The 13887-nt window shown below is 71.1% G+C and carries 12 protein-coding genes and 1 pseudogene; 4 read left to right on the forward strand and 9 right to left on the reverse strand.

Translation table 11 applies throughout. The features are described 5' to 3' along the window. Window positions 1–15: 15 nt before the first annotated feature. The 3 genes from ACSU6L_RS21205 to ACSU6L_RS21215 are packed head-to-tail and all read right to left on the reverse strand — an operon-like array spanning window position 16 to window position 2273. Window positions 16–867 carry an ABC transporter permease gene (locus ACSU6L_RS21205; RefSeq protein ID WP_073941516.1) on the reverse strand — a complete coding sequence of 284 codons (852 nt, stop codon included), beginning with the start codon at window positions 865–867 and terminating at the stop codon, window positions 16–18. Then, a complete protein-coding gene (locus ACSU6L_RS21210; RefSeq protein ID WP_437059019.1) occupies window positions 864–1835 on the reverse strand; it encodes an ABC transporter ATP-binding protein in 972 nt (323 codons plus the stop codon). The genes ACSU6L_RS21205 and ACSU6L_RS21210 overlap by 4 nt, the downstream gene beginning before the upstream one ends. Window positions 1836–1874: 39 nt before the next feature. Further along, entirely contained in the window at window positions 1875–2273 is a 399-nt protein-coding gene (locus ACSU6L_RS21215; protein WP_437059021.1) for a MerR family transcriptional regulator, read from the reverse strand. A 62-nt stretch (window positions 2274–2335) separates the two neighbouring features. On the opposite strand from ACSU6L_RS21215, the gene ACSU6L_RS21220 reads away from it, so the two are divergent. Continuing rightward, window positions 2336–2755, forward strand: a complete 420-nt coding sequence (locus ACSU6L_RS21220; RefSeq protein ID WP_437059023.1) for a hypothetical protein — start codon at window positions 2336–2338, stop codon at window positions 2753–2755. A 36-nt stretch (window positions 2756–2791) separates the two neighbouring features. On the opposite strand, the gene ACSU6L_RS21225 is transcribed toward ACSU6L_RS21220, so the two are convergent. The 5 genes and pseudogenes from ACSU6L_RS21225 to ACSU6L_RS21245 all read right to left on the reverse strand — a co-directional run bounded on the left by ACSU6L_RS21225 (window position 2792) and on the right by ACSU6L_RS21245 (window position 10861). Continuing rightward, complete coding sequence (locus ACSU6L_RS21225) at window positions 2792–3907, reverse strand: ADP-ribosylglycohydrolase family protein (protein WP_437059025.1); 1116 nt, start codon at window positions 3905–3907, stop codon at window positions 2792–2794. Window positions 3908–4122: 215 nt separating this feature from the next. After that, window positions 4123–5691 carry a sodium:solute symporter family protein gene (locus ACSU6L_RS21230; RefSeq protein WP_437059027.1) on the reverse strand — a complete coding sequence of 523 codons (1569 nt, stop codon included), beginning with the start codon at window positions 5689–5691 and terminating at the stop codon, window positions 4123–4125. 161 nt (window positions 5692–5852) lie between these two features. Continuing rightward, a pseudogene (locus ACSU6L_RS21235) lies at window positions 5853–5974 on the reverse strand (SDR family oxidoreductase); the annotation flags it as partial. Between the two features lie 263 nt (window positions 5975–6237). Continuing rightward, window positions 6238–8064 carry an MFS transporter gene (locus ACSU6L_RS21240; protein ID WP_437059029.1) on the reverse strand — a complete coding sequence of 609 codons (1827 nt, stop codon included), beginning with the start codon at window positions 8062–8064 and terminating at the stop codon, window positions 6238–6240. A 199-nt stretch (window positions 8065–8263) separates the two neighbouring features. After that, window positions 8264–10861, reverse strand: a complete 2598-nt coding sequence (locus tag ACSU6L_RS21245) for a D-alanyl-D-alanine carboxypeptidase (protein WP_437059030.1) — start codon at window positions 10859–10861, stop codon at window positions 8264–8266. 217 nt (window positions 10862–11078) lie between these two features. Between ACSU6L_RS21245 and ACSU6L_RS21250 the strand changes: the two genes are divergently transcribed. From ACSU6L_RS21250 to ACSU6L_RS21260, 3 genes are all read left to right on the forward strand, one after another. Then, window positions 11079–11834, forward strand: a complete 756-nt coding sequence (locus ACSU6L_RS21250; RefSeq protein ID WP_437059032.1) for a GOLPH3/VPS74 family protein — start codon at window positions 11079–11081, stop codon at window positions 11832–11834. Window positions 11835–12086: 252 nt separating this feature from the next. Continuing rightward, window positions 12087–12950: a helix-turn-helix domain-containing protein gene (locus ACSU6L_RS21255; protein ID WP_073941506.1), complete on the forward strand. Its 864-nt coding sequence runs from the start codon at window positions 12087–12089 to the stop codon at window positions 12948–12950. Between the two features lie 175 nt (window positions 12951–13125). Then, window positions 13126–13317, forward strand: a complete 192-nt coding sequence (locus ACSU6L_RS21260) for a DUF397 domain-containing protein (RefSeq protein ID WP_073941505.1) — start codon at window positions 13126–13128, stop codon at window positions 13315–13317. Window positions 13318–13387: 70 nt separating this feature from the next. On the opposite strand, the gene ACSU6L_RS21265 is transcribed toward ACSU6L_RS21260, so the two are convergent. Further along, entirely contained in the window at window positions 13388–13885 is a 498-nt protein-coding gene (locus ACSU6L_RS21265) for a glutathione peroxidase (RefSeq protein WP_073941504.1), read from the reverse strand. Window positions 13886–13887 lie beyond the last annotated feature (2 nt).

Raw genomic sequence — 13887 nt, forward strand, 5'->3', positions numbered from 1 at the left:
ACCGGGCGCTCCCCGCTAGCCGACCCGCTGCATCGCCTTCCAGCGCCGCCGCGCCATCGCGGCCCCGGACTCGCGCCGGGCCATCCTGCGCAGGACGGGCGGCGCCAGCAGCAGCCCGGCGACGGCCCAGGCGCCCAGCACCCCGGCGGTCTCCAGGTGCCGCCAGGACTCGCCGATCTCGGCGGCGACCGCGTCGCCCGGCAGCAGCGCGGAGCGGAGACCGAGGCCGACCCAGTACACGGGGAAGAGCTGCCCGACGGTGCGGAGCCACTCGGGCAGCTCCGACAGCGGGAAGTAGATCCCGGAGATCACCACGAGCCCCATCACCGGGAGCATCAGCAACCCGACGGTGCGGGGACTGTCGACGAGCGAGCCGATGACGGCGCCGACGGGCAGGGTCGCCAGGAGCCCCAGCGGCACCACCCACACCAGCGTCAGCCACGCACCGCCGCCCTGCCCGGCGACCCCGTCGACCAGGAAGACACCGACGGCGAGGGGCAGCGCCATGGAGACGAGAGCCGTACCCGACACCATGACGATCTTGCCGACCAGGTGGCCGACCATGCCGTGCGGCACGGCCTTCGCTCGCAGCAGGGTGCCGTCCTCCCGCTCGGTGGCGAGGAGTTGCGCCGTGGTCATCATGCCGGTGAACGCGAGCGTCATGCCCAGCATGCTCGGCAGCATGAACGCGCCGGCCGAGATGCCGGCGCCCTTCAGCGGCTCGTCCCCGGCCAGCAGCATCGGCACGATGAGCAGCACCGTCCAGAGCGCGTAACCGAACAGGTCCTGGCCGGTGGTGAAGGTCTGCCGGAGTTCCGTCCCGCCGCGCCGCAGACCCGCACGCGCCGCATGCCACACCGGACTCATCGCGATCCCTCCCCGAAGGCGTCCGCCGCCCGCTCGCCGGGGACGCTCCCCGCCTCCAGCTCCCGCACCATCGTCAGATACGTCTCCTCCAGGCTCGCCCGGCGTACCTCCAGCCCGCCGATCGCGTCGCCGTGCTCCTCGAACAGCCGCCGGACGAACCGGGTGGGCTCGGCCGTCGCCTGCTCGAAGGGCCGCCCGTCCCGCGTCCAGCGCACGGTCGCCTCGGCCGACGCCTTCCGGGACAGTTCCTCGGCCGGGCCGTCCGCCACGATGCGGCCACCGGCAAGGATGAGGATCCGGTCGGCGAGCTTCTCGGCCTCGGCGAGGTCGTGCGTGGTCAGCAACACGGTGGTGTTCTCGTCCGCGAGGCCGCGCACCAGGCCGTGGAACTCGCTGCGGGCCTCGGGGTCCAGGCCGGCGGTGGGCTCGTCCAGGAACAGCAGCTCGGGCCTGCCGACGATGCCGACGGCCACGTCGAAACGCCTGCGCTGCCCGCCGGACAGGGTCCCGACCCGCTTGCCGGCCTGCTCGGTCAGTCCCACGGCGGCGATGAGCTCGTCGACGTCCCACGGCCGCCGCACCTGCGCGGTGGAGTACGGCGCGTAGTACGAACCGAGGTGGGCCAGCAGTTCCCGCACCCGCCACTTGCCGTGGTCGCGCCAGGACTGCAGCACGATCCCCAGCCGCGCCCGCCACCGCTCGTCCCCGCGAGCCGGATCGGTCCCGAGCACGGTCACGTCTCCGGCGGAGCGCATCCGGAAGCCTTCCAGCACCTCGATCGTGGTCGTCTTGCCCGCCCCGTTCGGCCCGAGCAGCACCACGACCTCACCGCGCCGGGCCGTGAACCCGACGCCCTTCAGAACGTCCTGGGTGCGGTAGCGCATCCGCAGATCCCGCACGTCGATGACCGTGCCGCCGTCCACCGGTGGGCTGCTCCCTCCGCCGGACGAGGCGTGAGCAGTCGTCATCGTGGTCCCCGTTCCCCGTACTGTTCGCAAACGAACACACTACCGAACGGTTCCGGTACGTCCCTGGCCCGCCGCCTCACCGCCCTCCCTGCGCCGCAGCGGGCACCCGGTACCCACCCGATCGGCCAGTTCCGCCCGCAGTGCGGCCAGTTCGGCCATCCGCGCGTCGATGATCCCGATCTTCTCCGCGAACAGCGCGGACAAGGCGGCGGCCGTGTCCGGGGCCTCGCGCAGTTCCTCGCCGTGCCGGGCGATCTCGGCCAGCGAGAAGCCGAGCGCCTGCGCCGTGCGGACGTACTGCAACCAGGCCACGGTCTCCTCGGAGAAGTCCCGGTACCCGTTGCCCAGCCGTCGCGCCCGCACGAGCCCGACCTTCTCGTAGAACCGGATGGCGTCCCTGCTCACCCCGGCCCGCTCGGCCAACTCCCCGATCCGCACAGCCGCGTCCTCCCCGCCGGACTTGACCTTGGAGCGTAGTCCAGTGTTTAGCGTGCGATGCCATGACAGCAACTCCCGCTTATCTGCGCCTTGTTCGCGCCAGCGCCTGGTACGACCTGCTCATCACCGCCGGCTTCGCCACACCCTGGACCTACGCCGTGCTCCACGACCTCCTGAACTCGACGAGCGCCGGCCTCGACCTGGGCGCGCTCCCGCCGCTGGACTCCACGCAGACCCTGTACGCCAACCTCATGGGCTCGGTGATCGTCATCTGGGCCACCCTGCGCATCCTCCGGCCTCTGCCGCTGCACGGCCTCCTCGACAGCGCCTCGCGCGCCCTGTTCGCGGCCTGGCAGGCCTACGCGCTGAGCGAGGGCGCGTTCCGCCTGCTGTGGTTCTTCCTCGTGGTGGAGGTGACGTTCGGGGTGGTCCAGCTGGCGCCTTGGCTGAGGACGGCCGGCCGGCCGGCAGCCCGGACCTGAGCGCCCGCGGGGCATCGGCGGCCGGGCGGCGGCAGGTCACCCTCTGGGATACCGCGCCAGCCAGGCGGGAGCAGCCCCCGTGGGGCTGTGCAGCGCCGGGCCCTGGGTCATCTCCATGGCGAAGTCGTCGGCGAGTTCCAGCAGGGTCGGACGGCCCTCCAGCTCGGCCACCCAGGCCGGGGGCAGGGCCGTCTCGCCGTGCAGGGCGCCGAGGAGGCCGCCGGCGAGGGCGGCGGTGGTGGCGGAGGGGCCGCCGTGGTTGACGGCGAGGCGGAGGCCGTGGCGTACGTCCTCGCCGACGAGGGCGCAGTAGAGGGCGGCGGAGAGCACGGCCTCGGCCGTTCCGTCCCCGGCCAGCTCCTCCACCCTCCCCGGTGTCGGAATCCCCTGCCGGACCGTCCCCAGCGCCAGCTGCAGCCCGGTCGACACCGGCTCGTGCCCCGGCCGCGCCGCCAGCATCACGAGCGCCCGCTGCACGGCACCGTCCAGGCTCTCGCCCCGGGCCAGCCCGTGCACGACGACGGCGTACGCGCCGGCCGCGAGCGAGGCGACGGGGTGCCCGTGGCTCTGCGCCGCGCACTCCATCGCCAGCTGCACGACGAGCTGCGGCTCCCACCCGACGAGCAGCCCGAACGGAGCGGACCGGGCGGCGGCCTCCGGCCCGGCCTCACCGGGGTTCTTCGGCGCGTCCAGCGTCCCCATGACCTCGTCGCCGAACCCGATCAGCAGCGGGCGGGCGGGGTCCCGGCGGGCGTACAGCCACTCCTCCCGCGCGAGCCACCCGTTGTCCTTGCGCCGCTCGTCCGGCCCCCAGTCCCGCTGGGTCGCGGCCCAGCGCAGATACGCCCGGTGCAGATCGGTCGGCGGATGCCAGGCGCCGGTGTCGCGCCGCACCTGGGCGCGTATCAGCCCGTCCACGCTGAACAGGGTGAGCTGTGTGAGATGCGTGATTGCACCGCGCCGCCCGTACGCGGGCACGAGGTCCACGACGCCCTCCGCGCCGTACGCCTCGCGGATCTCCTCGATCCCCAGCCCGTCGACCGGCGCCCCGAGCGCGTCCCCGACGGCCACACCCAGCAACGTGCCGCGCACCCTGCTCCGGAAGTCCTGCTGCTCGGCCCGCCCCCAGACGGCCCCGGCTGTCGCACCCACCCAGACCTCCCCAGGACACCGCCCACACGTACGACGCGAGCACTGTAATCGAACGGGAACGGTCGGTTCAGGGGAAGAAGCGGCTGCTTTCAGCCGCACCGAGCAACATGCCGAAAACGCGATGGAACCTTTGGGCCACTGCCGAGAGCCTGAGCCCCCGGCGGGGCATGGCTTCTCCGCGTTCTCCGTGGCCCAAAGGTTCCAGGGGCGCTTCGTCAGTCCTTGACCGTCACACCCGGCGCGCCGTCCTGCTGGGCCGGGATCGCCGCCGCGGCGCCCGTGTCGTCGCCGTCCGTGTTGATGCGTTCGATGATGGCCAGGCGCTCCGGGGTGTCCTCCGGCTTCAGGTAGCCGACGACGATGTAGAGGACGAGGGAGACCGCGAGCGGGATCGACACCTGGTACTGGAGCGGGACGCCGCCGTCGATGCTCCAGTGGATGGGGTAGTTCACCAGCCAGAAGGCGAACAGGCCGACCGCCCAGCTGGTGAGGGCCGCGGTGGGGCCGGAGCGGCGGAAGGGCCGCAGCAGGCCGAGCATCATCGGGATGGCCATGGGGCCCATCAAGCCGGCGACCCACTTGATGACGACGGTGATGATGTCGCCGAAGGTGGGGGAGTTGACCTGGGTGGCCGCCGCCATGGACAGGCCGAGGAAGACGACGGTGGTGACTCGGGCGACCCGCAGGCCCTGCCCCTCGCTCCAGGCCCGCGCCCGCCGCCACAGGACCGGCGCGCAGTCCCGGGTGAAGACGGCGGCGATGGCGTTGGCGTCGGAGGAGCACATGGCCATCGTGTGGGAGAAGAAGCCGACGATGACGAGGCCCAGCAGGCCGTGCGGGAGCAGTTGTTCGGTCATGAGGCCGTACGAGTCCGAGCCGTCCGTCTTCTGCGACTCGACCAGCAGCGGCGACATCCACATGGGGAAGAACAGGACCAGCGGCCACACCAGCCAGAGGATCGCCGACAGGCGTGCGGAGCGCTCGGCCTCGTACGCGCTGGACGTGGCCATGTAGCGCTGGGCCTGGTTGAGCATGCCGCCGTTGTACTCGAACAGCTTGATGAAGAGGAAGGCGAGGAGGAAGACGGCGCCGTAGGGGCCGACCAGCGGCTCGCCGTGACCCTGGAGTTCGGGCTCGTCCCAGGCGCCGAGGAACCCGATGCCCTTGTCGTTCAGCTCCATGATCACCGCGATGAACATCGCGATGCCGGCCAGGAACTGGATCACGAACTGGCCCAGTTCGGTCAGCGCGTCCGCCCACAGGCCGCCGATCGTGCAGTAGACGGCCGTGATGGTGCCGGTGATGAGGATGCCCTGGTTCAGGGAGATGCCGGTGAAGACGGACAGGAGCGTCGCGATCGCCGCCCACTTGGCGCCCACGTCGACGATCTTCAGCAGCATGCCGGACCAGGCGAGCGCCTGCTGGGTCTTCAGGTCGTACCGGTTCTTCAGGTACTCCAGCGGGGAGGCCACGTGGAGCCGGGAGCGGAGCCGGTTGATGCGCGGGGCGAACAGCTTGGAGCCGATGGCGATGCCGAGCGCGATGGGGAAGGACCAGGTCACGAACGAGGTGACGCCGTAGGTGTAGGCGATGCCCGCGTAGCCCGTGAACATCACCGCGCTGTAGCCCGACATGTGGTGCGAGATGCCGGAGAGCCACCACGGCATCTTGCCGCCGGCGGTGAAGAAGTCACTGACGTTGTCCACGCGTTTGTGTGACCAGACGCCGATCGCCACCATCACGCCGAAGTAGCCGATGAGCACGGCCCAGTCGAGACTGTTCATGTGCCACCCTTCCAGGGTCCGCCCAGGGTCCGCCTTGTGAACGGCCCGCTCATCGTGAGTGGGGTGACTCGGGCACGACAAGGAATTGGAAGGTCAAAGGGTAGTAAAATTGTTCGGTGCCGTGACCCCTGTTCATGCACATGAACTTGATGGGCAGGCCCTCAGCGCATCAGCTCCCCCGCGCTCACCAGCAGTGACTGCCCCGTGATGGCCCTCCCCGGTCCGAGGACAGGAACATCGCCGCGTCCGCCACGTCCCCGTCCGTCGCCAGGTCCGGCAGCGCCTCGCACTGCCGCTCGTCGGTGATGTCCGTCGGCCGGTACGCGGTGCGCGTCCCGCCCGGGTCGACCGCCGCCGCGGGGGCCTCCCTGTGAGGGCCCTGGCGCTTCATCTGACGGTCCGTCGGAGTATGGGCGTGCAGGAAAGGGGAACCGCATGAGCGACGACACCCGCAGCGAGACGTACGCCGAACCGGCTCGACCACCCCTACGCCGGTCTACCGTCCCCGGTACCGACACCTACGTCGGCGAGCTGCGCTGAGCCGGCTCAGCGCAGCTCCTCCGGACACGGCGTTCCGCGCGGCCAGCCGTACGGCGCGGCCAGCCGGTAGGTGCCCGCGCGGGGCGCGAGGAGGACCGTCCACTTGTCGCCCTCGTCGTCCTCCTCCGTCTCCATCAGACAGCCGTCGACGTTGTCGTACGTCTTGGGCTCCCCGTCCGGACGGTCCTTGGACGCCTCGGTCTCCCGGGGCCACTCGACGCCCTTGCCGTCGGCGTCGACCAGCTTCAGCCAGGGGGAGTAGGGGACCCGGATGAGGACCCGGCCGGGCTCACTGACCTTCAGGGTCATCTCGCCCTGCTCGGCCCGCTCCACCATGGCGGGCGGGTCGGCGAGCGGGGCCGGTTCGACGACCCGGAACAGCTGCCAGTTGGCGTCGCCCCAGATCTGCTCCAGGTAGGGCAGGCCGCGCTGCACCAGCTCGCGCTCGCGCTGGCCGCCGTCGCCGTCCGGCTCGTCCTTCGGCAGCACCACGAAGTGGACCGCCCAGCGCTTGAGCCACAGGTGGTAGTTGGCCGAGTTGAGGGTGTCGTCGTAGAAGAGCGGGTTGCGCTCCATGTCGGCCTGGCGGTTCCAGCCGCGGGCCAGATTGACGTACGGGGCGAGCGCGGAGGCCTCGCGGTGCGAGCGGGCCGGGACAACCTCGACGCGGCCCTTGTCGGCGCCGACATCCTGCAACTCGTTGACGAGCGGGGCCAGCTCGCGGGCCCAGGACGCGCGCGGCGTGGTGTTCACCACGTCGTCGACCGACTTGAAGCCGATCCAGCCGACGAAACCGGCGAAGGCGACGACGATCGCGTACCACTTCCGGGAACGTGGCACCGCGAACGGCAGCGCCGCCACCAGCGCGGCACCCGCGAACAGCATCGACAGCCGGGTGACGTTCGAGCCGATCTGCGAGCTGATCAGCCAGACGAGCAGGACGGCGAGGAAGTAGACCGCCGACGTGATGCGCACGGTCGTCCACTCGCGCGGGACCAGCAGGAAGACGAGCACCGCGTACAGCATCGGCAGCGCGGCCGAACCGAACGACATCGGCTGGGTGCCGGAGAACGGGAACGCCCACGCCGAGACCGCGACGACCGCGCTCGGACCGAGGCCCAGCGCCCACGCGCCAGGCCGCCGCTTCTGCAGGAACAGCGCCACCGCGACCAGACCCACGAACAGGCCCGCCACCGGCGACGACATCGTGGCCAGCGCGGCCAGCGGAGCCGCGCACAGCGCCTTCGCCCAGCGCTTGTAGCGCCAGCGGTACGGCCAGCAGAACACCGCCGCCACCGCCGCGAGGGCGAACAGCGTGCCGAGCCCGAACGTGACCCGGCCGGAGGCCGCGTTGCCCAGCAGCCCGAACACGCCCGCCAGCGCGGGCCACAGCGGCTTCCGGACGACCCGGCTGCGGATCAGGATCAGCGTGAGCAGGCCCGCCGACAGCGTCCCGGCGATCATCATCGTCGTACGGACGCCGAGGACCGACATCAGATACGGCGAGACCACGCTGTACGACACCGGGTGCATGCCGCCGTACCAGGCGAGGTTGTACGCCGAGTCGGGGTGCCGGCCGACGAACTCCGCCCAGGCGTCCTGGGCGGCGAGGTCGCCGCCGCTGTTCGCGAAAGTGAAGAACCAGACGAGGTGCAGGACGCCGGCCGCGGCGGTGACGAACAGCGCGGGATGGCGCGTCACCCGGTCACGGACGGCGGCGACCACCGGGTTGCCGCCGCCGGGTTCCTGCGGTGTCGCGGGTACGCGTATTCGCGGGCCGTCTCCCGGGCCCGGACCGGTCTCGTCGGTGCGTGTCGGCTCCGCAGTGGCCACCTGAAGGCACTCCCCGTGTCCCGTTCTTCTGTTCTCGGCCGCGTGGTCCGTGTTCGCCGACCGTTCCCGGCAGGGTCTCCGGGAGTTCCGTCCGCGTCCCCGTACACGGGCGGCCTGTCCCGATTCGTGACGCTAGCACGCACCCCGCCGGGGGGCTCCCTGGTGGGCCCCCGACGGGGTGCGGGCGAGCGAGGGGTGATCAGCCGATACGGGTGACCTTGTCCATGAAGCCCGGTTCGACCAGGTCGTTCTGGAGGGCGACCGGCACCTTCACGGCTCCGGCGGTGGCTCCGTCACCCACGGTCAGGGTGCCGACCTCGGTGCCGGCCTTCGCGGTGTGCGGCAGCTCGTCCGCGGCGAAGGAGAGCTTCACCTCCAGGCCCGCCCAGCCGACCGCGGTGACGTCCTTCGTGGCGACCACCGGGGTACGGCCGCCCAGACCGTCGTCCACGTATCCGACGACGTCGCCCTTCTTCAGGAGCGTCGCCGGCTCCAGCGCGTCCTGCGCGGCCCGGATCAGCAGGTCGCTCTGGTACAGCGCGGCGCTGAGGATGGTGTTCTCCGGGCCGCCGGCGGGCTGGCGCACCACGGCGCCGATGATGGTCCGCGTCTCGCCGCCGATCTCCTTCTTCGCCGCGAACACCAGGTTGCCGAGGGCGGAGGTGGTGGTGCCGGTCTTGATGCCGACGACGTTGTTGCTGCCGACGAGCTCGTTCCAGTTGTGGTGGTTCTGGCCCTTGTAGTCGTCGTACGACATCATCGCGGCGACCTCGCGGAACGCGGGCTGCGTCATCGCGGCCTTGGCGAGCTTCACCTGGTCCACGGCCGTGCTGACCGTGGTGTCGTTCAGACCCGACGGGTCGGTGTACGTGGTGTTGGTCATGCCGAGGTCCTTCGCGGTGGCGTTCATCTTCGCCACGAAGTCCTTCTCCGAACCCGAGTCCCAACGGGCCAGCAGGCGGGCCACGTTGTTCGCGGACGCGATGAGAATGCTCTCCAGGGCCTCGCGCTCGGAGATCTCGTCGCCCGCGAAGACGTCGACCGTCGACTCCTGGCCGGCGTTGGACTGGTCCTCCGCCAGCTGGTCGATCTTGATCATCGGGCCCTCCTCGCCGCTCTTCAGCGGGTGGTCCCGGAGGATGACGTACGCCGTCATCACCTTGGCGACGCTCGCGATCGGCACCGGCTTCTGCTCGCCGGACGAGCCGAACGAGCCGATGCCCTGCACGTCGAGGGCGGCCTGGCCGTCCTGCGGCCACGGGATGTCGACCTTGCCGCCGTCGAAGCTGTAGCTGTCCTCGGCGGTGAGCTGGAGGGTCGGGGCCGGGAGCGAGCGCATCGACTGGACGACCGCGAACACGATCACCAGCAGCAGCACCAGCGGTGTCCAGATCTTCACCCGGCGCACGGCGGTGCGCAGCGGCGTCTGCGGGGGCGGCGGCGTGTTCGTCAGCTCCGCCAGCAGGTCCAGCGGCGGCTTCGGCGGCAGCGGCTGCTGCGTCGTCCGCTCCGGCCCGAGCTGCGGCACCGGCGCGGTGGCGTCCGCGGGCGCCGGCTTCGGCGCGGCGGGCTCGTCCAGCGGCTTCAACGCGACGAACTTGCTGGTCCGCTCGGCGTCACCCTCGCCCGCGGGCTTGTCCTTCTTGGGCGAGGTACCGGGGTGCGGCTGGGCGGCCGGCGCGGGCTTGCCCTTGGCCGGGGTGGCGGGCTTCACCGGGGCGGACTTGCCCTCGGCCGGGGCGCCGGGCTTCGCCGGGGTGGCCGGTGCGGGCTTGTCCTTGGCGGCGGTCGCGTCCTCGCCGGACTCCGCGGGCTTGCCGGGCTTCGCCTTCGGGGCGCCGCCGAGCTTCAGCATCGTCGTCGGCTGGTCCACGGCGGGCTTGGGCGGCCGTACGGCCTTGAAGACGGCGGTGGGCTGGTCGACGCGGGGCTTGGCGTCGGCGTCGGGCTCCCGGGCGTCGTCGCGCCCGTCCGTGCCGGCCTCGTCCGCGTCGGCGGCGTCGTCTTCGGCGTCTGTGCCCTGCTCGGGATCGGCGTCCTCGGAGCCGTCCGCCGTCTCCTCGTCCGCGGCTTCCTCGGCCTCCTCGCGGGCGTCAGCCGCCTGCTCGGCGTCACTGGCGTCCTCGGCGTCGTCCACCGCCTCGGCGCCGCCGTCGGGGGCCGTACCGCCCGCGCCGGAGCCCTCGGCGTCCGCCGCGCTTCCCTCGGCGTCCTCGGCGTCCTTCGAGTCCCCGGCGTCCGCGGGGCTTTCGGCGTCGTCCGCAGCCTCGGCGCCGCCCTCGGAGGCCGTACCACCCGCGCCGGAGCTCTCGGCGTCCTTCGAGTCCCCGGCGTCCGCGGGGCCGTCGGCGTCCTCCGCCGCGTCCTCGGCCTTCCCGGAGTCCTCAGCCTCCCCCGAACCCGAACCGCCCGCCGTCTCCGAACCGTCCGTCTCCGCCGAGCCGTCCGTCCCGGTCTCCTTCTCGGAGTCGTCCGCCCCCGCCGGAGAAGCCTCCTGCCCCTCGTCGGAAGCCTCGTCCGCCGAGCGGACCCATGCCGCCACCGCCGCGCGGAGCTTGTCGTCGCCGGCCGTGTCGTCGGACGCCTGCCCGGCCTTGCCGCGCGCGGCCGCGAGGTCCTTCGCGGAGAGGATCCGCGTCGCCGTGTCGACGGCCGCGCCGGCGACCGCGAGGCGCGGGTCGGACGACTCGCTCCTGGCCTCGGGAACCGGACCCGCGCTCCCCGACGTCGGTTCTGCCGACGACTCGCGCTGCTTCGACCTGTCGGGGGACTCGCCCGCCACCGATGCCTCCTCCATGCCGCACGTCTCCCGTGCGAGTACCGAAACGAACCGCTGCCCGGACACCTCGGCCAACCGCTGTCCGAACCATGTACCAGTGTCCTGTGTGAGGGCTTAACCCATGCGGTAGACGAGAACGACATACCTACTGGTTCCCTTACGAACCGGTCACGCACCCTCGACAGACCAATGTGAGAGGGGTCACCCTGTCTTTCATCCACGCGGGGAGGCATGGATGGGCAGGAGCCGCAGAACACTTCCGGAGGAGCTTCTGCTGCTGGCACTGGACCCGGCCACGGGTACCACTGCGCAGCCGCAGTCGCTCGACCTCGGTCTGGCCGGAGCACAGCTAGTGGAGCTGGCGCTGGCCGGACGGATAGCCCCAGACGGGGATCGTATCGCCGTGGTGGCACCACGGCCGACTGGAGATCCGACTTTGGACTGCGCGTTGGAGTTGCTGCGAAGGCGCGGCGCTCCGGTGCGGGCGGTCCACTGGATCGGCGGGCCGCGTCTCGGGCTCCGCCAGACCTACCTCTCGCATCTGGAGCGCTGCGGCATGGTCCATGCCGTGGAGGGCCAGATGTGCGGAGTGCTGCCGACGACTCGCTACCAGGCGACGGACACCGCCATCAGCCGGGAGATCAGGGCCCGGCTGGATTCCGCGATCCGCACCGGCGTGCCGCCGGACCCGCGGACCGCGGCGCTCGCCGCCCTGGCGCACGCCGTGGGTCTCGGCAAGCACCTGTACCCGGGGAACGAGGGGCGCTCGTCCCGTTCCCGGCTGCGGGATCTGATCAGGCACGACCCCATGGGCGGCCTCGTGGCGCACGCCGTGATGGACGTCCAGAACGGCGCGGCGGCACAGCCGCGTCGTGCCGCCGGGGGCCCGGCAGGCCGGCAGGCCGCTGGAGCCAGGTCGGCGGCGGAACCCGCACGCGGGGTTCCGGCCCAAACGCGCCACGGCAGTATGGCGCGTGCCGTGGCGCACTGAGCCGCTGTCACGGCAGTAACGCACAAGCCCGTTCGGGAGCCGCGCGAGCCGCGCGGGGTGGTGGTACGCGTCGTTCGGACGACGGACGCGTCCACCGCCCCGCGCGGACGCATGTCCGCATGTGTGGATCTGGCGTGTACCCGCCGTATATCCGCTGTTTCCCAGCGGTAAGAAGCACCTTGGTGGCAGTCTGCTCAGCAGCAGATACGCAAAGTCGCGAGTTTTGAGGCAGCAGCCGGAGGTGCACGTCCCGTGGCGTCCAATGTCAATCCCACAGTCAGGCGGCGCCGGCTGGGCCAGGAGCTGCGCCGGCTCCGCGAGCTCAAGGGCATGACGGCCGAGGAGGTGGCGGAGCGGCTGCTGGTCTCCCAGTCGAAGATCAGCCGCCTGGAGAACGGCCGTCGCAGCATCAGCCAGCGCGATGTGCGGGACCTTTGCGGAGTCTACGAGGTGGAGGACCACCGCATCGTCGATTCGCTGATGCAGATGGCGAAGGACTCGCGCCAGCAGGGCTGGTGGCACGCTTTCGGGGATGTCCCGTACAGCGTCTACATCGGTCTGGAGACGGATGCCGCGAGCCTGCGTGTGTACGACCCGCAGGTGGTGCCCGGCCTGCTGCAGACCCGGCAGTACGCGGAAGCGCTGATCCAGGGCGCCCTGCCGGAGGCGTCGCCGACCGACATCGACAAGCGGGTGCAGGTGCGGCTGCGCCGGCAGGAACGTATTGCCGCCGACGAGAACCCGCTGCGGCTGTGGGCAGTGCTGGACGAGGCGGCGGTGCGCCGCGAGGTCGGCAGTAAACAGGTGATGATCGAGCAGCTGGAGTATCTGCTGGAGATGTCGCAGCTGCCGCACGTCACCGTGCAGTTGATCCCGTTCGAGATGGGGGCGCACCCCGGCGTGAGCGGGCAGTACGCGATTCTGGAGTTCCCGGACGCCGCCGATTCGAGCGTCGTCTACATCGAGGGTGTCACCAGTGATCTTTATCTGGAAAAGGCCCAGGATGTCCAGAAATACGCAGTGATGTACGAGCACTTGCGGGCGCAGGCGCTGAATGTGGAGCAGACGCGGGAATTCATCGCGGAAGTGGCGAAGGATTACGCCGGTCTGAGGTGAGGCGCCGCAAAGTACACCGTCGCCCCGACCGGATGGAAGACCGCACTGGAATATGCCATCCGGTCGAGTGAATAGTCGCTCCGGCCGCCTGAGTTGGCGAGTAGCGTCGATCACGCCATCGAGCAAGAACGTTGGCGGAAACGCAGCAACTCAGCAACTGGCTAATGGAGTGAAAATGGCGATCAAGCAGGGCGCGACGGACAAGTGGGTCAAGTCCTCGTACTCCCAGGGCAACGGCGCCTGCGTGGAGATCAAGTCCCCGGTGCCGTCCGCGATGGCCGTCCGGGACTCCAAGGTGCAGCAGGGCCCCGTCCTGGCCTTCCCGGCCGCCGCGTGGAACACCTTCGTGGCGTCGGTCAAGGCCTGACAAGCACCATCCCAGAGCCCTCTCGACGAGCTCGCCGTCCTTGCCGAGGGGGCTCGGCCTGTGCCCGGGCTCAGCCGAGCTGCGCCTCGATCGCGGAGACGACCTCCGGGGCCTCCGGCTCGGTCTGCGGGGAGAAGCGGGCGACGACCGCGCCGTCCCGGCCGATGAGGAACTTCTCGAAGTTCCAGCGGATGTCACCGCTGTGGCCCTCGGCGTCGGCGAAGCCGGTCAGGCGGTCGTACAGCGGGTGCCGGCCTTCGCCGTTGACCTCGGTCTTCTCGGTCATCGGGAAGGTCACGCCGTACGTCGCCGAGCAGAACTCGGCGATCTCCTCGGCGCTGCCGGGCTCCTGGCCGAGGAACTGGTTGCAGGGCACGCCGAGCACCGTGAAGCCACGGGCCGCGTACCGCTCCTGGAGCCGCTCCAGACCGGCGTACTGCGGGGTCAGCCCGCACTTGGAGGCGACGTTCACGATGAGCACGGCCTGACCGGCGTACTGCTTGAGGTCGGCGGGGCCGCCCTGGAGGGCGTCGATGTCGATGTCGAGCGGGGATGCGTTGGTCGTCATAC

Origin of the sequence: Streptomyces sp. enrichment culture (assembly GCF_964272855.1) — a bacterium.
Classification (GTDB): Bacteria; Actinomycetota; Actinomycetes; order Streptomycetales; family Streptomycetaceae; genus Streptomyces.

Excerpts from the sequence above, each read along its gene's own strand:
- ACSU6L_RS21205 (WP_073941516.1), bottom strand. The coding sequence starts at position 867 with ATGAGTCCGGTGTGGCATGCGGCGCGTGCGGGTCTGCGGCGCGGCGGG.
- ACSU6L_RS21210 (WP_437059019.1), bottom strand. The coding sequence starts at position 1,835 with ATGACGACTGCTCACGCCTCGTCCGGCGGAGGGAGCAGCCCACCGGTG.
- ACSU6L_RS21220 (WP_437059023.1), top strand. The coding sequence starts at position 2,336 with ATGACAGCAACTCCCGCTTATCTGCGCCTTGTTCGCGCCAGCGCCTGG.
- ACSU6L_RS21230 (WP_437059027.1), bottom strand. The coding sequence starts at position 5,691 with ATGAACAGTCTCGACTGGGCCGTGCTCATCGGCTACTTCGGCGTGATG.
- ACSU6L_RS21245 (WP_437059030.1), bottom strand. The coding sequence starts at position 10,861 with ATGGAGGAGGCATCGGTGGCGGGCGAGTCCCCCGACAGGTCGAAGCAG.
- ACSU6L_RS21250 (WP_437059032.1), top strand. The coding sequence starts at position 11,079 with ATGGGCAGGAGCCGCAGAACACTTCCGGAGGAGCTTCTGCTGCTGGCA.
- ACSU6L_RS21260 (WP_073941505.1), top strand. The coding sequence starts at position 13,126 with ATGGCGATCAAGCAGGGCGCGACGGACAAGTGGGTCAAGTCCTCGTAC.
- ACSU6L_RS21265 (WP_073941504.1), bottom strand. The coding sequence starts at position 13,885 with ATGACGACCAACGCATCCCCGCTCGACATCGACATCGACGCCCTCCAG.